Source organism: Ruegeria sp. AJ12 (assembly GCF_056536245.1).
In genome coordinates this window covers 174,093-191,356 of record NZ_JBQFJJ010000001.1, presented here as the reverse complement: position 1 = coordinate 191,356, position 17,264 = coordinate 174,093, and the positions used below count along the sequence as shown (strand labels likewise).

Sequence of the window (17,264 nt, the reverse complement as noted above, 5' to 3'; positions counted from 1 at the left end):
CTGAGGTTCGGGCCCGGCGCAGGCGCCGTTGTAGTAAGTTCAGTCACCGATGAAACTATCGAACTGAGGGTAGCCTGCGTTCGAATACATGGACCGTACGTAGTCATAAGCACTGTCCTCAATTTCGACGAGGTCCATGCCGACATATTTGTCGTTTTCCTCATGGGCTGTGATGCCCACAATAATGCTGGCCTTGTTCTCAATGATGGCACTTCGCACGCTCGCAACGGCATCGGTTGGTACATGTGCGCCTACCATGATCATATCGTTCGGCAGATCACCCGAGCGCGCCAGAATTTTGAAGAAGCCGTACGGCACGTCGGTTTCTTTGTTGCGCACGTTGAGCCAGGACCCGGCGTTCGAACCGAGCGCATCCACATCGCCGGCCTTTAGCGCTTCGTGCGCAATGTTGCGGCTGGTGTGGGTTTTCTCAATATCATTTACGGGATCAAGGCCGTGATCTGCCAGGACTTGCATCGGGCACAGCATATTGGACGTGGACCCGATGTCACCGAAAGCCACCGTCTTGCCTTTGAGATCTGCAACGGTGTTGATGCCACTGTCGGCACGCACCACAATCGCACAGTGGTAGTCCGGACGACCCAGGCCGACAATCGGCGTCGCGTTGGTCAACTTGTTGATCACGACATACTCGGCCGGGCCCGAAACGACAAAATCGACCGTTTCGCCGCGCAAGGCTTCTGCCGCAGCTGTACGCGAGTTCACCGCAAAGAACTCGAAGCTGTCACCGGTTGCCGCTTCGAGCGCGTCTTTGAATGGGCCCCACTCAAGCTGAAGGCGCTCCATACCTTCAACATCAGTGACCGCGAGCTTCCATGTTTCAGCATACGCCGCAAAAGCAGAGGTGATCGCCAGCGCAGTGCCAGCAAACAGAGAGCGAAGTTTCATGGTGATTCCCCCGTGAATGAAATTCATCCGAATGATTCAGACGGAGTGAAACGACTTCATGACAACGAGGTGACGTTCTCATTTCATTGCCGCTCAATCGCAGCCTCAGCGCAATTCAGCCTTATTGTGTGATGCGTTTACGATGCGCGTGGCAGGCAGGAGCGCCCGGGTTCAGGACCCATTGATTTTGAGGGCGAATGCGCGATTCACCAATTTGAAAACGAGGGCTGATACGTCTGGTCTTTTCTGAGCGAGCAATGGCCGGACGGCGCGTCCCTTCGAAGATCCAAGGCGAATGATCCGTCCCACCTTCAATCCGCGCCGGTCTGATGCAGTCAAACGTCCGAGCGTGAACCCTGCATCCCCGTCGCACATTCGCGCCATTGTCTCATCCAATATCAATGAAGATGTTACCGCCTTCGACCTTCACCGGATAGGTTTTCAGGTTCACACAGACCGGCGAGCGCTTTGCCTCGCCGGTGCGATAGTCGAATTGGCCGTTATGCATTGGGCATTCAATCAGGTGATCAATCACCAGACCGTTTTCCAGATGCACTTGTTCATGAGTGCACAGGCCGTCGGTACAATAGAACTCGTCTTCGGGGCTGCGATAGATCGCGAATGTGCGGTCCCCGTGGTCAAAGCGGATCAGATCCTCAGTTTCAATATCGTCACAGGCGCAGGCGCGGATCCACTGGGTCATCTGTTTGCTGTCCTTGAAAGGGATTGCTTTATTCCGCCGCCATAGACATGGGGCGCGTATAGTCGGGGCTTGGATGGGCGCCCTGCGGCAGCAGCGGTTTCCGGTCCACGAAGTAGAGCGGATCGCGCCGCTGTTTCATGATGGCTGGCAGCATCTCGCGATAGGCGACCAGCGTTCCGTCGTACGCGGGCGGGCAATCGCCTTTGATCTCCTCATGTAACGCAGGCAGGTTGTAGAAAGGCACCATGGGATACATGTGGTGTTCGACATGGTAGTTCATATTTGAATACACAAAGCGAAAGAACCGGTTCATGTAGACGGTTCGTGAATTTAGCCGGTGGTCCGGGACGTCTTCGGCCAGCCCGGCATGTTGGAGCGACGCCAACAGATGATGCAGCCACGAGCCATAGAAAGTTGGCCCCCCGATCAGAATGATCGGCAACCACGAGCCAAGCGTCAGCGATGCGGTGATCGTCGCCAATAGGATTGAAAGATGAACGCGCGAGGCCCAAAAGGCCTTGGAGCGGTCGGCTTCGATCAGGAATGTCTTCTGATCCATGGTCAACAGGCCTGCTGAAAGCAGCAGCATCTTTTTCAGCTCTGCCCATCCCGATTGCAGATGCAGCATGTTCCAGAGAATGTTCAACGGATGCGGAGGCCGCGGAAAGGCGATCTCGGGATCCTTGCCGACAACCACGGTATCCGTGTGGTGCCGTGTATGGCTCCACCGCCAGAGATAAGGGTTCTTCAGAGACATGAACGAAGCCAGCTGATAGGCGGCCGTATTCAACCACGGTGTCTTGAACACGGTGCCATGACAGCATTCGTGCCAGCGGCTATCGGCGCAAGACCCGTAGAACACGCCGTACAGGATCACGGATGGAACGGCCCACCAGGTGCCCCATGTCACGGCAACCAAAGCGCCTGTCAAGAGAACCATGCCCAGCCAGATGCCGTAGTCGATCAGCGCTGGCCCGTCGCGACGCGTCATCAGTTCTTTCATCCGTTTGCGGGGAACCGGCGTGGCGTACCACTGTTGCGGCGTGAAACTCGGTCCGCTGTCCCGGCCTGTCAGCGAGTAGTCCCGCCATAGCAGTGTGGTTTCCGCAGACACATCAATATCCTTCTTTGCGTTTCCACGGAAAGCAAAGCCCTTGCATCAGCTGCAGGTCAAATGCTGTATGATATTTTTTATCTTTTCTTTCACAATGCACTGCAAATATGATGATAAAATCTATCATGGAGCGTGATCGTGGCGCGTGTCACCCTCAAAGACGTGGCTGAAAAGGCCGGGGTCGGCGTCGCGACCGTTGACCGGGTTCTGAACGCGCGGGCACCTGTTTCTGCGGCCACGTCTGCGCGGGTTCTGTCCGCAGTTGATGCGTTGGGCTATCGCTCGGCGGGACTGTTGCGCCGCAGAGTCGAGGAGATGGCCCCGGCAAAACGGTTGGGTTTCGTCCTTCAGAAAGAAGGGAAATGGTTCTATCGCGAACTGGCAACCGCACTACAAAGACGGGCAGAACACCTGCGCAACATTCGGGCCACCGTCGACATCCGCTTTGTCGAGAGCCTGTCGCCGTCAGACCTTGCATCAGCGGTTGGCGAGATGAGCGCCCGTGCGGATGCCATCGGATTGGTTGCCATTGATCATGCGGACATCAACCGGGCGATTGCGACCGCAGATGCCCCGGTCTTTGCGTTGCTGTCCCCGCTGTCATCCCCGCATATCGCCGCCTTTGTTGGGATCGACGGCAGAAAGGCCGGGCGCACGGCGGGCTGGGCCATGGCACGGTTGAACCGATCCGATGGCCCGGTTGGCATCCTGATCGGGTCACATCGCTATCTGGGGCATGAGGCCCTTGAGAGCGGGTTCAGAAGCTCCATGCGCGAGTTTGCGCCGCAAACAGCGATCCGCGACTCGGTGGTCTATCTGGATGACGCAGCGGTTGCCTATGAGGCCACCGCGGAATTGCTGCGGGCCAGCCCGGACCTTTCTGGCATCTACCATTGCGGCGGCGGGGTGTCAGGAGCCTTGAGGGCGTTGCGCGAAGCGGGGCGCGCTCAGGGCATAGTTTACATCTGCCATGAACGCACACCGGTGACAGAGGCCGCGCTGGTGGACGGCAGCATCGATCTGGTGATCAACAACCCTGTGGATCAGGTCGCCGACCGTGTGACACGCATGATGTCCCGATGCCTGACCGGGCAATCGCTTGCGGCGCAGGATGGACTGGTGTCGTTCGAGATCTGCACACCGGAAAACCTGTAGGGGTCAGCCGAATGTAGCCCCGTTGATGTTTTCGCGGGTAATGACCTCAACCGGCACGACCTCGGCCTGATAGGGGCGGTTCTCCAGTTTGGCGATCAGCGTCTGAACCGCCTGTTCCGCGATGCGACGCATGTTCTGGTGGATGATCAGATCCATCGAGCCTTCCAGCAGGTAGTTCCGCGTCTTGGGGGTCAGATTGTGCCCGATCAGCATGATCTCTTCGGACACGCCGCGATCGTTCAGAGCAGCGACAATACCCTCATTCCCGCCACCGACGTTGTAAATTCCAAGCAGACCGGGATGCTCGTCGAGCAGTTGGCCGACCAGAGCGCGGTTTTCTTCCACGTCATCATGGCCGATATAGGTGCCCACGACGTTCAGATGGCTGAAATCCTTCCGCAGCGCAGATCGGAACCCCATCTCGCGGTCAGAATGATTGCGATACAACTGCTCGCCGGATATGACGCCAACCGGACCGGCCTGACGCAGCATGCGCCCCATCAGATACGCGGCCGTGCGCCCTGCGGCCATATTATCCGTTCCTACGAACTGTCCCAGCACAGGGCTGATGAGATCAGACACCACGGGCACGCAAGGGATGTTCAGCGCATGCAGTTCTTCCACCGCATCACGCACGCGCGGGTCATCCAGGGCTTGAAAGCCCACCGCGTCGACACCTTGCCCGGCGCAGGCGCGCAGCTTGCGGGCCAGAACGGACGGCTCAAGCTTTTTTGAGAACACGCACTCCACCGTGGCGCGGCCATTGGTGAAAACGTTTTGAAAGCAATCGGCAAGAAATTCGGTTGACGGGCCGGCCTCTTCGGGCAGGAATATCTTGAGCCGCCACGGACGAACCCGCCGGCCCAATTGCGCACCGGATTCGATGGCGTGTTTGGCCTGCAATACGCGTTGACGGGTTTCGGTTTTGACATTGGATCTGTTGTTCAGCACCCGGTCAACGGTGGCGGTTCCCACGCCGGCCAGCTTGGCGATCTCGGCCACGCGCGCTTTCTTCGTTATGATGGGGGCATCGTCGCTCATATCTGTGACGTACCATCATTTAAGATCAAAATCATCCTCATTATGAGCGCATGATAAATCAAAAAACATCAATTCCGTCAATTGATGTTGTTTCTCTTGCCAGCCATTGCAGCGGCAGCATATCTCAACGGCATACAGCGGGATCGAGTCCCGTTCAGGGAGGATGATATGACCTACACAGCCAAACTGCTGGCCGGAGTGGCCGGCCTGATGATGACCGCCGGCACGGCACTGGCCGCCGACTTCACGTTTAAGTACGGAAACGAGCAGCCCGAGACCTCGATCCGGTCGCAGTCCATGGACTGGTTCAAGACCGAACTCGAAAAGCGCACTGACGGCCGCATCGAAGTCGAGAACTTCTTTGGCGCGGCATTGGGCAACGAGCGCGAGATGATGGACCAGGTGACGGCGGGCCTGTTGCAGGGCACGCGCGGCGGTTTCTTTGCCGATGCGTCCGGTGCGTTCAACCTGTACCAGCTGCCCTTCCTTGTCGCGAACTGGGATGAGATGGAATGTCTGGTTGCCTCAGACTTCACCAAAGGCGTTCAGGCCCGTGCCGAGGCAAACGGCTACCATATTCCGGCCACCGGCATCAGCCAGGGGTTCCGCGCCTATACCAATAACGTGAAGCCAATCACCTCGGTTGATGACTTGCAGGGCCTGCGCATCCGTGAACCCCAGTCGGACCTGATGATCGCAACCGGTACGGCCATCGGCTCAGTTCCTGTGGCCATGCCATTCTCCGAGGCTTATCAAGCCTTTAAGCAGGGCGTGATCGACGGGCAGCACAACCCGCCGCAGAATATCTGGGACTTCAACATCCACGAAGTTCAGGATTATCTGACCCTGTCGAACCACATGACCGGTCCCGATCCGCTGATTGTCAACAAAGCGTGGTATGACGGTCTGCCCGCCGATCTGCAGGCCACATTCGACGAAGTCGCTGTCGAGGCGATGGCCATGTCGGATCAACTGTACCGGGATGCGGAAACAAACATCATCGGTGAACTGGGCAAACACATGGAAATCAACGAACTCACGCCCGAAGCCCTTGCCGGGTTCCAGGACGCTGTTGGACCTGTGTATCAGCAGATGATCGATGCCGGACATTTCTCGATGGACGATGTGGACGCCGCGCGAGCCGCTGCTGCATCCTGTAGCTGATCTGACGTAACATCTCCGGGTACCGGTGGATCACCGGGCCCGGATTTCTTCATTTTGGGATCAGACTATGGATACGCTCTCTGCAATCGACCGCGTGCTGACGCGCCTAATTGAATGGCTGATGGTCGTGCTGTTTGGAGTGTTTCTGGTGATCGTGGTCACCAAGGTCCTGATGCGCCCCTTCGACATGGCGATCTATGGTGTCGACGAGCAGGTCAAGATCGCGTTTCTCTGTACCTCCGCACTGGGCGGGGCGGTGGCAATCACCAAACGCGAACACATTGCAATCACCTACTTCATCGATTTGATGCCCTATTACATCAAAATGGCGCTCTATCTGATGGGGCTGGTTCTGGTCGGCGTGATGAACGCGGCACTGGTCTGGCTGTCGGTCGACTGGATTGCGGGTCCGGGGAAAAACATCTGGCAACCCTTTGGAATGCCGCAGGCCTATGTGTTTGTCATTGTGCCGATCTCATGTGCGATTGCCGTTTTCTACTGCTTCGTTCGGATCGTCATGACCATCACCGGTCGGGATTCCATTGACGTCCTCTGGATGCCGGAGGACTGAAATGCTGATCCTGTTTGCCACATTGGGAATTCTGCTGATCTGCGGCGTGCCGATCGCGTATTCGCTGGGATTGGCGTCGTTGGCCTATTTCCTGCTCGAGGCACCGGCAGCAACCGGATTTGTCGTTCAGCGCTTCTTTTCCGGTATCAACAACTACCCTTTGGTTTCACTGCCCTTCTTTATCCTGATGGGTTTGGTGATGAATTCCGGCGGCATCACGCGGCGCTTGCTGGACCTGTCGATGTTCTTTGTTGGCCGGCTCAAGGGCGGGCTTGGCTTGGTCAACGTAGTTGGATCGATGATCTTTGGCGGGATTTCCGGGTCCTCTGCCTCGGACACGGCGTCTATCGGCTCTGTTCTGATCCCCGAGATGGAAAAGCGCGGCTACCCCAAGAGCTTTGCAGCGGGCATCACGGTGGCCTCATCCACCATGGGCATGATCATCCCGCCCTCTGTCCCGATGATCATCTACGCCGTCGCTGCCGAAGAGAGTATCGGGCGCCTGTTTCTGGGCGGGATCATTCCCGGCATCATGGTCGGTCTCATGCAGTTGATCATTGTCTGGCTGGTTGCCAAAAAGAACAACTATCCGACAGAAAACGTGCCGTTCACGCTGGCCGAGGCCGCGCGGCAGGCGCGCAGATCGGCCGCCGTTGCCATGATGCCTGTTCTGATCGTGGGGTCTGTGGTTTTTGGCTTTGTCACACCGACCGAGACAGCCGGGGCCGCGGTTGTTTATGGCCTGATCATCGGTCTGTTCATCGTCGGTTTCGGCGTTTTGAAGGACCTGCCCGGCGCCATGCGCCACGCCATCATCATGTCGGCCAAGATCATGATGATCATTGCCTTCAGTCAGGTCTTTATCACGGTTCTGGCGCTCGAGCGCGTGCCGAACCAGATTGCGGATTTTGTTTCAGGATTGGGGCTTGGGCCTGTCGCCTTCATGGTTTTGACGGCCCTTCTGATCCTGATGGCCGGCACGTTCATCGACGTCAGCCCCGCCATTCTACTGCTGACCCCGGTTCTCTTGCCTGTGGCCGAGAAGATGGGCGTGTCGGGGGTGCATTTTGGTGTGGTGATGGTGTCGGGGCTCGCGGTTGGTGCGTGTACCCCCCCGGTTGGCAACTGCCTTAACGTTTGTGCAGCGATCTGTCGGTTGCCGATCGGGCGGATTTTTGTCGGTGCCGCGCCGTTCCTGATGGCGAACGTCGCGGTGCTGATCCTGATTGCGGTCTTCCCGCAACTGGTCATGTGGATCCCGAACGCGGTGATGGGGCCGTAGCGGCACAGAATTGGGCAGCGGGGTGTCTTCCGGACCTGCCCGGCTTTGGCCAGCCAGAGCCTGAAACTCCGCACACATCGACGCCCACAGTTTTTGGGGGCGCCAAATCTCAATTCCGGCAAAGCCGGACGACACGTTAGGAAGACAGAAATGCAACGTGCAGGTGTCATAGGATTGGGCGATATGGGCAGCGGACTGGCCAAGAACCTGATCAAGAACGGGTTCGAGACCACCGGTTTCGACCTGAGCGAGGCGCGGATGAGCGCCCTGGTCGACATGGGAGGCAGGCCCGGGACCAGCGTGGCGGATGTTGGCGCACATTCGGATGCGGTCTACGTCATGGTCATGAACGGCGATCAGGCCAAGGCCGTGATCTTTGGCGAAGATGGTCTGATCAACCACATGCCAAGCGGCGGGGCTGTCATCCTCACGGCCACCATCAAACCGCGCGAGGCGCGTGAGATCGGCGAGGCCATGGCAGGCTCGGGTATTCACCTGATCGACAGCCCGGTCTCGGGTGGTTTCCCCGGTGCGCAAGGCGGCACCCTGACAATGATGGCCGCTGCGCCCGATGCGGTGCTGGACAAGTTTCGACCGGTCATGGAGGCGGTTTCGGCCACCATTCACCATGTGGGTGACGCGCCCGGCCAGGGCCAGACCGTGAAAGCGTGTTTGCAGACCCTGATCGGTTCGATCTTTTCGGCAACGTTTGAGGCCTCTGTTCTGGCCGCCAAGGCCGGGGTCAAGGGCGAGAACCTGTTCAAGGTCTTTTCCACATCCGGTGCCGGCTGCGGCTGCACCAACACGGCCCTTGAGAACATCATCGACCGCAAATTCGAGAACACCGGATCTGGCATCGGCACGATGCACAAAGACCTGACCATTTCGCTGGATCTGGCTGAGGAACTGGGCGTTCCGATGCATGTGGCGTCCTCGGCCATGCAGATTTTCCACGCCGGCAAGGCCAGGTTTCCCGACGGAGACAACTGGGCCTGTACCCGCGTTATCGAAGAGATTGTCGGCGCTGAACTGCATCGCTGAGAAAGGATAAGAACATGAAACTTGGCGTAATCTGCGATGGCATCAGCCGTGATCTGAAACACGCGGTCGATGTGATGGACGAGTTTGATCTTGAATATGCCGAACTGCAGTTTGTCGGAGATACGGAGGTCGGCGATCATTCGGCCGACGAAATCCGGGACATCGACACGCTGCTGCGGGATCGGGGCAAGCCGGTATCGTGCCTGTCCCGACATATTTTTGCGGGGATGACCGGGGCGAACAAGCCGGGGGATGAGTTGCATACCAAACACATGGATGCGCTCAAGCGCGTGATCGACATGGCACATGTGGTGGGCAGCCCGCTGGTGCGCATCATGACCCCGAAAAAGGAGCAAATCCTTTGGGGGTTCGGAGGCGCCGAGAAATGGAACGTCGCCAAGGGCGCGTGGGATGCGATGCTGCCCCTGATTGCCCCGGCGATTGAAGTCGCCAAGGATGGCGGCGTAACGCTTGTTGTCGAAACCGGCAATGGCACGATGGTGAACTCGAATTACACCGGGCGCAAACTGATTGACGATCTGGATGCCAAAGGCACGCTGAAAGTGCTTTGGGACCCGGCCAACAATTGCTGGTGTCATGAACAGGCTTTTCCGGCCGGCTATGAAGAGGTGAAAGACGGCTATCTCGGGCACGTTCACATCAAGGATGTTCAGGTCGACACGCCCCGCGCGACGCTGACGGTCAAGCAGATGGGCGAGGGTCAGTTGTCGGATCAGTTTCAGCCGATGGCAGATGCGTTGCGCGCAGATGCTTATAACGGCGTCATTTCATTCGAGAGCGTCTATCACCCCGGAAACGGCGATTACGAAGACGGCTTCCGCCTTTGCGTGGATCGCTTCAAGCAGCATTTCGGCTGACGCAGTTGAACCACGAGATCCAGCCCCCGATGTTCCTCCCATAACGTCACAAGGCTGAAGGACAGGTCTGCCCTTGGGCAGGCCTGTTTTTATGCGTCTCCAGCTCCGGCCAAAGGCGTCTACCGTCATGGCGCCCGGGTAAGGGAATTTCAGCCCATCTCACGGTGTGGGGCAAGGACGGTGGTCAGGCCGGGCTGCACGACCCGGGCCGGCCCGATGTCGCCGAAGCACACAATGACGACCGTACCCGTTTCGCGGCGTCGTCACATTCACTCCAGCAGACCTGGTAAGCAGATCGGATTTTTGCCGAGGTCACTGGAGAAAGAAGACCTGTATGACGCTGACCCCGATCTCTATAAAAAGGTAGTCATTTAACCATCTTGTATACAATTAATGTTTTGTATACATAATGGCTTTGTCGTTAAATGAGTCGCTTCAATGGTCGCCACATCCGGATTTGCATGTCTTTCAGGACCCGAGGACTCTCTGCCAGTACCCCTGTTCCGGCAGGTCGCAACCTGCGTCCGCGATTTCACGTGTAAGAGCCTGCATTACATTGCTGTAACCGCTTGTATTGACACCCCGACCGAGGGCTCGTCCGATTTGCTTTTGAAGACCCAGGCTGAGGCGGCGTGATATGACGCCTCCTCTTCTGACATTGGACAACGTCACAAAAAGCTTCGGCCCGGTAACCGCAGTCAAGCCGACGTCCATCGACATCAATAAAGGCGAATTTTTTGCCCTGCTTGGCCCATCAGGGTGCGGAAAAACCACTCTGCTGCGGATGATAGGTGGCTTCGCACAGCCGTCCTCGGGTCGGATCGTCATTGAAGGCGACGATGTCACCAAAATGGGACCGGAAAAACGCCCCGTGAACACGGTCTTTCAGGGATACGGATTGTTCCCGCACATGACAATTCCACAGAACATTGGCTACGGGCTAAAGCATCAAAATGTCGCCAAAGACGAAATTGCCGACCGTGTTCAGGATGCCATCGATCTGGTTCGGCTGGGAGAGTTTGCGAGCCGCGCCATTCATGAGTTATCGGGGGGGCAGCAACAGCGCGTCGCACTTGCACGGGCGTTGGTTATGCGGCCAAAGATCCTGCTGCTGGACGAACCTTTATCAGCGCTGGATCTGAAACTTCGCCAACAGATGCAGCGCGAATTGCGTCGCATCCATGACGATATCGGTGGCACCTTCATCGTGGTTACCCATGATCAGGGAGAGGCCTTGTCGCTTGCGGACAATGTCGCAGTCATGCGCGCCGGTGCTATCGAACAGATCGGTCATCCAACCGATGTCTACAACCATCCTGCAAATCAATTCGTTTCGACCTTCATCGGCGAGGCAAACTTGTTGTTAGGCCACCGGAATGGCGGGGTTGTGACGCTCGAAACGGGTCAGGTCCTGTCCGCAGAGGGCCCGGACGGGAATATCGTCTGCATGATCCGCCCGGAAAAAATGCAACGCGTTGCCCCAGATCAGACCCCTGACCTGTCGATAGAAGCCAAACTGGTTGCCCGAACCTATCAGGGGCCGACCGAGGTGCTGGATTTTGAAACCTCGGGCGGCGGAACGGAATTGCGGGTCATCGGCCCCTCTGGTGAGCCAGCGGACATAGGCGAGACCGTCAGGCTCGGCTGGTCAATGGCGGATCAGCGGATTTTTGAGGCGGGAGAGCCCGCATGACAGTCAACAGGACCGACACGCGGATCGCAGAGATCGAGTTCTTTCCCGTCAATGTCTACTATTCCTATCGCGAGAAATCGGCAATCGTGTCCCGCGCAGGCATCACCGAGACGCTGGTAAAGGTCACGCTGGACAACGGATTGGTCGGCTGGGGCGAGGCGACACGCTGCGCGGACGCGGGCACGATCCTCTCGGCTCTCACTTCGATGCGTCCCTACTTTATCGGCCGTGATGTTTTTGAAGGTGAAGCTATACATCGGGACCTCTGGGTCAGGGGTGGATGGCACCTACAACCGATGACCGCGAACCTCGCCCACGCCGGGATCGATATGGCGCTGTGGGATCTGAAAGGGAAAATTGCGGGCCGTCCGGTCCACGATCTGATCGGTGGTCCGATGCGGGAGGACGTGAACTACTACTATTATCTGCCCCTGACCGGAGAAGCCGATCTGCGCGCGCTGTGTCGTGATGGCGTCGCGCGTGGGTTCGACGTGTTTTATATAAAGGTCGGCCTCAACGAGACAGAAGAACAAGCCTGTCTAAAGCTGATCCGCGAGGAAATCGGCCCGGATCGGCAGATCCGGATCGATGCCAATCAGGCATGGTCAGTACCGCAGGCGGTGCGCATCCTGAACCGCTGGCAGCAAGATATCGGAATTCATCTGGTCGAAGCGCCGGTGATAATTGATGACCTGACCCAGATGCAGGATGTGCGGGCACGTACCGGGGTATCAATCTCGGTCAACGAAGGCCTTTGGCACGAACCTGACGTGCACCGCATCATCGATACCCGACTGGGCGACTACCTGTGTTTTTCCACCTATTGGGTTGGATCGGTCCGGCGTTTCATGTCGCTGGCCTGGCTGGCCGACTACCGGGGCTGGAGGATCATCAAGCACACCCATGGAGAACTGGGACTGACCGCGTTTTTGGGGCAGCACCTGATGTTGGCTGCGCCAAACGCGGATATCGGCCATCAGCACACTGCCGCCTGGATGACCTCAGACATAATCCTCAACGAAGTTCCACCGGCCACCAAACCCAACTGGGGCCGGATCGAGGCCCCTGGACTGGGCGTGGACATAGATGAAAAGGCAATCGCAGCGGCCCATGCGGACTACAAAACAAACGGGCCAATTCTGATCAACCAAGCACAATAGTGGGAGGAAGAAAGTGACCAAAGTAAGAGAAAGTGGATTGTTCATCACACGGTCGTTTGTATCCAGGCGGGAGATGATGAAAGGCATGGCGGCCTGCTCGGCGGGCCTGGCAGTGTCGGGGAACATGGCGCTGGCCCAGTCCACGACCAAAATCAATATGGTATGCTGGCAGGGCTATGATGACGCTTTCAAGGCCGGTGGTTTTCTGGCCGAGAATGGCCTGGAAATAAATCCGACATATATCGGGTCAAACGATGAGATTCTGACCAAGATCACTGCGGGTGGCCGCGGGTCTATCGATATCGTCACCCCCTATATGGGGTATGTGCCCCTGATGGTCGCCGCAGACATGCTGGAGCCGATAGACGAAGAAGGGGTACCCAACCTCGCCAATGTCCTGCCGGTGTTCCGCAATGACCCGAACATTGTTGTGGATGGCAAGCTTTATGCCGCGCCGTTTACCTGGGGGGCCGCGCCGATGCTCTATGATCCGGCGCATTTTGGCGATGCCGTTCCACAATCATGGCGGGATCTGGAAAAGCCTGAGTTGGAAGGCAAATTCGGGTTCTCGGATGACCCGATTGGCAACATAACCATTGCGGCCATTGTGGCCACGGATGCCGACGTGGCAACAGAGCTGACCGAGGCGCAACTTAAACAGGCGATTGATTACCTTATCATGCTGAAAGACAAATCCCGGCTGGTGGCGACATCCTGGGGCGAGTTGTCGGACGCCATGGCGCGGGGCGAAATCGTCGCCACATTCTCAGGCTGGGAGACGATGAAGAAATTCGCGGGCGACAAGGGTAAAGTGGTGGAATTTGTCTACCCCGAGGAAGGCACCTTTGCCTGGCTCGACAATGTCTGCATTGTCAAGGACGCGCCCAATTTCGAAGCCGATCTGAAGATGGCGAACCACGTGTTGTCGGTGGAGTCCCAACGCATGGTGGGCGAGGAAATGCTGCAGGGTATCGTCTCGCAGACTGCCATTGATGCGCTGGCTCCTGAGGCCGCCGCTCTCTATCCATATTCGGACATGGATGCCTTTGGGGCCAAAGCCACCTTCTTCCCCTTCCCGCCGCTGGAAGAGCGCGATGGTCTGGCCAGCATCGCGCGCTGGAATGAAGAATACGAGCGTTTCAAAGCAGCCTGACCGCTGAAGCCTTTCCCTGACCACCCGGTGCGACGGAGAATTTGACCTTGGACCTTACCTGGAGATCCAGATTGCTACTACTCCCGGCTTTCGGGATCTTCTTCCTGTTCTTCGTCGCACCATTTGTCTATTTCTTTGTTTTGTCGTTCTGGCGCGTCCGGCTGTACAAGCTCAGCCCGGATTTCAGTTGGGTCAATTATGCCAAAGCGCTCGAACGCTATGTGCCGATTTACCAGTTAACGTTTTCGGTTGCTCTTGCAGTCGCTTTGGCCTGTGTTGTTCTCGGCACGCTTTATGCCGGCGTTGTCCGTTTTAAGGCGGGCCGATGGTCCATATTTCTGATTTTCATCCCGTTGATGACGCTGTTCGGCGGGTATCTTGTTAAGATCTACGCGTGGAAAACAATCCTGGGTATCAACGGCATTCTGAATGGCGCTTTGATATCGGCAGGGTTGACCCAAGAGCCGGTTACGGCCCTGTTCTATTCCCCGTTTGCGGTTGGAATTACACTGGTTTATTTTCTCCTGCCTTTCGCGATCCTGCCGATCTACGCCAGCATGCGCGGCATTCAGGATATTGAACTGGACGCCGCCCGCGACCTTGGGGCCGGCCCCTGGCGTCGGTTCAGCGATATTGTCCTCCCGCGCTGCCGAAACGGTATCGTGTCCGCCTTTGTCATCTGTTTCCTGCTGACTGTCGGAGACTACGTCACCCCGATACTCGTTGGCGGAAAGGTCTCAATGATCGGGAACATGATCACACCTCAGTTCGGTCAGAAATTCGATTGGCCATTGGGCGCCGCGATGAGTTTTGTGACGCTGGCCATTTCCCTTGGCTTTGTCGCTGCCTTTGCCCTTCTGCTCAGCCTCTGGAGGCCAAGATGACGCGTGCCATCGATCTCCTGTTGCAATTGCTGACCGGGGTATTGGTTTTGTTTCTGTTGGCCCCCCTGTTTCTGGTTGCGTTGTTTTCGTTTTCGGACAACCCGCTTTCAACACTTCCTTTGGGGAACATCTCGCTGCATTGGTGGCGCGAAATGCTTGCGCACCCGGCGTTCAATGGTGCGATGACCAACAGCCTGATCATCGCCGTTAGTGTCGGGGTCATCTCGGCTATAGTGGGGACAATGGCGGCTCTGGCGCTGGCGCGAATGACGCCGCGTTCGGCGGCGACCATTCTGGCGATCCTCAGTCTGCCGATGATGATGCCTCCACTGGTACTGGCCGTGTCGCTCTTGTCCTACTATCACGCGCTCCATCTGCCCCTGAACCTGTTCACCGTCATCATCAGCCATCTTCTGTTCACGCTGCCTTTTGTGGTTTTGGTGACATATGCCCGCCTGGCGTCGTTTGATTTTACCGCAGTGGAAAGCGCGCGTGATCTGGGGGCCTCGCCTTTGACCGCCTTTTTCACTGTCACGCTCCCAATGATCAGACCGACGATTATCGGTGCGTCTCTGATCGCTGTTGCCCTGTCGGTCGACGATTTCATCATCACCTTCTTCACGATCGGTCAGGGCAACACCCTGCCGACAATGATATGGGGCATGATCCGAACCCAGCTGACACCCAGCGTGAATGCCATCGGAACCGTTCTGATCGTCATATCCTTGTGCAGTTCGATCATCGCTCTGGCACTCACGAAGTATCGCGGGTGAGTGTGGTCTCAATGGGCAGTGAGCAATGACATTTCTGGAACACAAGGTTGTGCTGGTGACCGGAGCCGCACAGGGGATAGGCGAAGCGGCCGGGCAGGTATTCGCGATGCACGGAGCAAAGGTCATTCTGACCGATGTCGTCGATGCGCCCGTCCTGCGCAACGCTCAGGTCCTTCGGGAGACCGGGCACGAAGCGCTTGGCCTTAGGCTTGATGTCACGGACACCGGTTCCATCGACTCGGCAATTGCGCAGACGCTTGACCGCTTTGGCCGTATCGATGGGTTGTTTCACAACGCCATGTCGGCTGCCTATGTGAACAACAACGATACCATCGTTACGGACCTATCTGATGAAGTCTGGAACCATATCATTGGTTTGACATTGACCGGAACCTTCAACGTCCTGCGCGCAGTGGGCCGGCAGATGCTCAAGCAGGCTGCGGGGTCCATGGTTATGACAGCCACCGTGGATGCGTTGATCGCACAGGCTGGCGTCGATGCCTATTCGGCGGCGAAGGGCGGGGTTGTGTCTTTGGTACGCTCGGCTGCAGCCGGCCTGTCTCCGCAAGGGGTGCGTCTCAATTCAATCTGCCCGGGGTTTGTCACAACCCCGGATCAGGCGAGCTTTCTTGAGGACCCAACCCGCCGGAAGGTCATCGACGACCTGCATCTTGTGGAAGTTGCCGCCCCGGAAGACATCGCGGAATATGCTGCGTTCCTGTTGTCCGATGCCGCACGATGTGTGACCGGCGCGACGCACGCGGTGGATTCCGGCTATAGCGCGTTCAAGGGCAAGTTGGACATCCGGGACCAGATCAGCACGGACATGGGGGACCAGCCTGCATGAACACAGCACAAAGCCTGATCGATTGCAGATGCACGCTGGGTGAAGGGATACATTGGGACGAAAGAGAGAGGTGCCTCTGGTGGGTGGATGTCCCCATGCCGTCGCGATTGTTTCGGTATCGCCCGGACAGTGGCGCCACCGACAGCTGGGATATGGCCGAGATGATCACTTCGGTCACCGCCCGTGAAAACGGCAAGGGCCTATTGGTTGCATCCCACGGCGGGCTGAACTTTTTTGATCCCGACACAAGTATTCTGACGCGCCTGTTCGATCCCGAACCTCTCAAACCGTTCAACCGCAGCAACGATGGCGCTGCCGATCCCGCAGGTCGTTTCTGGCTAGGGACGATGCAGAACAACATCGCACCGGACGGCAGCAGCGTTCAAATCGTCTCGGCATCGGGCGGGTTGTATCGGATCGGACCGGACCAATCCTGCGAAAAAATGGTTGATGACATAATGATCGCCAACACCATTTGCTGGTCGCCGGATGCAGGAATCATGTACTTCACCGACACCGCAACCGGGGTCTTGTCTGCTTTTGATTTCGACAATGAAACGGGCAATATCTCGAACCGGCGCGAGTTCGCCAGATTTGATCGCGGGCACCCGGATGGTTCGACCGTGGACGAAGACGGCTATCTCTGGAATGCCCGCTGGGACGGGTCCTGCGTTGTCCGATTTGCGCCAGACGGAACGGTCGACCGGGTCATAGAGGTTCCTGCGGCACAGGTGACCAACTGCACTTTCGGAGGTGATGACCTTTCCACCCTGTTCACCACGACCGGTCGCTTCGAGTTGAGCGCAGCGGACCTGAAACACACACCCGATGCCGGGAACATTTTTGCAATTCAGCCAGGTGTGCGCGGGTTGGGTGACAATTGGTATCGGGGATAA

17 protein-coding genes are annotated in these 17,264 nt (G+C 57.4%); 13 read left to right on the top strand and 4 right to left on the bottom strand.

Annotation, left to right across the window (positions count from 1 at the left end):
* Positions 1-39: 39 nt before the first annotated feature.
* The 3 genes from ACR3E0_RS00980 to ACR3E0_RS00970 form a co-directional block, all read right to left on the bottom strand.
* Positions 40-909: a PhnD/SsuA/transferrin family substrate-binding protein gene (locus ACR3E0_RS00980; protein WP_480475303.1), complete on the bottom strand. Its 870-nt coding sequence runs from the start codon at positions 907-909 to the stop codon at positions 40-42.
* Between the two features lie 388 nt (positions 910-1,297).
* Positions 1,298-1,612 (bottom strand): MocE family 2Fe-2S type ferredoxin, encoded by a 315-nt coding sequence (locus ACR3E0_RS00975; RefSeq protein WP_480475301.1) that lies wholly within the window; start codon positions 1,610-1,612, stop codon positions 1,298-1,300.
* A gap of 28 nt (positions 1,613-1,640) precedes the next feature.
* The gene (locus tag ACR3E0_RS00970; RefSeq protein ID WP_480475299.1) at positions 1,641-2,726 is read right to left on the bottom strand and encodes a fatty acid desaturase; all 1,086 of its coding nucleotides are present in this window, start codon (positions 2,724-2,726) and stop codon (positions 1,641-1,643) included.
* A gap of 138 nt (positions 2,727-2,864) precedes the next feature.
* Here ACR3E0_RS00970 and ACR3E0_RS00965 point away from each other — a divergent pair, with 138 nt between their 5' ends.
* Positions 2,865-3,881 carry a LacI family DNA-binding transcriptional regulator gene (locus ACR3E0_RS00965; RefSeq protein WP_480475297.1) on the top strand — a complete coding sequence of 339 codons (1,017 nt, stop codon included), beginning with the start codon at positions 2,865-2,867 and terminating at the stop codon, positions 3,879-3,881.
* Between the two features lie 3 nt (positions 3,882-3,884).
* Here the strand turns inward: ACR3E0_RS00965 and ACR3E0_RS00960 are convergent, their stop codons facing one another.
* The gene (locus ACR3E0_RS00960; RefSeq protein WP_480475295.1) at positions 3,885-4,922 is read right to left on the bottom strand and encodes a LacI family DNA-binding transcriptional regulator; all 1,038 of its coding nucleotides are present in this window, start codon (positions 4,920-4,922) and stop codon (positions 3,885-3,887) included.
* A gap of 168 nt (positions 4,923-5,090) precedes the next feature.
* On the opposite strand from ACR3E0_RS00960, the gene ACR3E0_RS00955 reads away from it, so the two are divergent.
* The 12 genes from ACR3E0_RS00955 (at position 5,091) to ACR3E0_RS00900 (ending at position 17,264) form a co-directional block, all read left to right on the top strand.
* Positions 5,091-6,086 (top strand): TRAP transporter substrate-binding protein, encoded by a 996-nt coding sequence (locus ACR3E0_RS00955; RefSeq protein ID WP_480475293.1) that lies wholly within the window; start codon positions 5,091-5,093, stop codon positions 6,084-6,086.
* Positions 6,087-6,153: 67 nt separating this feature from the next.
* Positions 6,154-6,657 carry a TRAP transporter small permease gene (locus tag ACR3E0_RS00950; RefSeq protein WP_480475291.1) on the top strand — a complete coding sequence of 168 codons (504 nt, stop codon included), beginning with the start codon at positions 6,154-6,156 and terminating at the stop codon, positions 6,655-6,657.
* Position 6,658: 1 nt separating this feature from the next.
* A complete protein-coding gene (locus ACR3E0_RS00945; protein ID WP_480475289.1) occupies positions 6,659-7,939 on the top strand; it encodes a TRAP transporter large permease in 1,281 nt (426 codons plus the stop codon).
* Between the two features lie 150 nt (positions 7,940-8,089).
* The gene (locus tag ACR3E0_RS00940; protein WP_480475287.1) at positions 8,090-8,980 is read left to right on the top strand and encodes an NAD(P)-dependent oxidoreductase; all 891 of its coding nucleotides are present in this window, start codon (positions 8,090-8,092) and stop codon (positions 8,978-8,980) included.
* A gap of 14 nt (positions 8,981-8,994) precedes the next feature.
* Positions 8,995-9,858, top strand: a complete 864-nt coding sequence (locus ACR3E0_RS00935) for a sugar phosphate isomerase/epimerase family protein (protein ID WP_480475285.1) — start codon at positions 8,995-8,997, stop codon at positions 9,856-9,858.
* Between the two features lie 637 nt (positions 9,859-10,495).
* A complete protein-coding gene (locus ACR3E0_RS00930; protein WP_480475283.1) occupies positions 10,496-11,551 on the top strand; it encodes an ABC transporter ATP-binding protein in 1,056 nt (351 codons plus the stop codon).
* The gene (locus ACR3E0_RS00925; RefSeq protein WP_480475281.1) at positions 11,548-12,711 is read left to right on the top strand and encodes a mandelate racemase/muconate lactonizing enzyme family protein; all 1,164 of its coding nucleotides are present in this window, start codon (positions 11,548-11,550) and stop codon (positions 12,709-12,711) included. Before ACR3E0_RS00930 ends, ACR3E0_RS00925 begins: the two co-directional genes overlap by 4 nt.
* Before the next feature lie 13 nt (positions 12,712-12,724).
* Positions 12,725-13,864, top strand: a complete 1,140-nt coding sequence (locus ACR3E0_RS00920) for an ABC transporter substrate-binding protein (RefSeq protein WP_480475279.1) — start codon at positions 12,725-12,727, stop codon at positions 13,862-13,864.
* A 71-nt stretch (positions 13,865-13,935) separates the two neighbouring features.
* The gene (locus tag ACR3E0_RS00915; RefSeq protein ID WP_480475277.1) at positions 13,936-14,748 is read left to right on the top strand and encodes an ABC transporter permease; all 813 of its coding nucleotides are present in this window, start codon (positions 13,936-13,938) and stop codon (positions 14,746-14,748) included.
* Positions 14,745-15,521, top strand: coding sequence for an ABC transporter permease (locus tag ACR3E0_RS00910; protein WP_480475275.1), 777 nt, complete (start codon positions 14,745-14,747; stop codon positions 15,519-15,521). Before ACR3E0_RS00915 ends, ACR3E0_RS00910 begins: the two co-directional genes overlap by 4 nt.
* Positions 15,522-15,546: 25 nt before the next feature.
* Complete coding sequence (locus ACR3E0_RS00905) at positions 15,547-16,368, top strand: SDR family NAD(P)-dependent oxidoreductase (RefSeq protein ID WP_480475273.1); 822 nt, start codon at positions 15,547-15,549, stop codon at positions 16,366-16,368.
* Positions 16,365-17,264, top strand: a complete 900-nt coding sequence (locus tag ACR3E0_RS00900) for an SMP-30/gluconolactonase/LRE family protein (protein WP_480475271.1) — start codon at positions 16,365-16,367, stop codon at positions 17,262-17,264. Before ACR3E0_RS00905 ends, ACR3E0_RS00900 begins: the two co-directional genes overlap by 4 nt.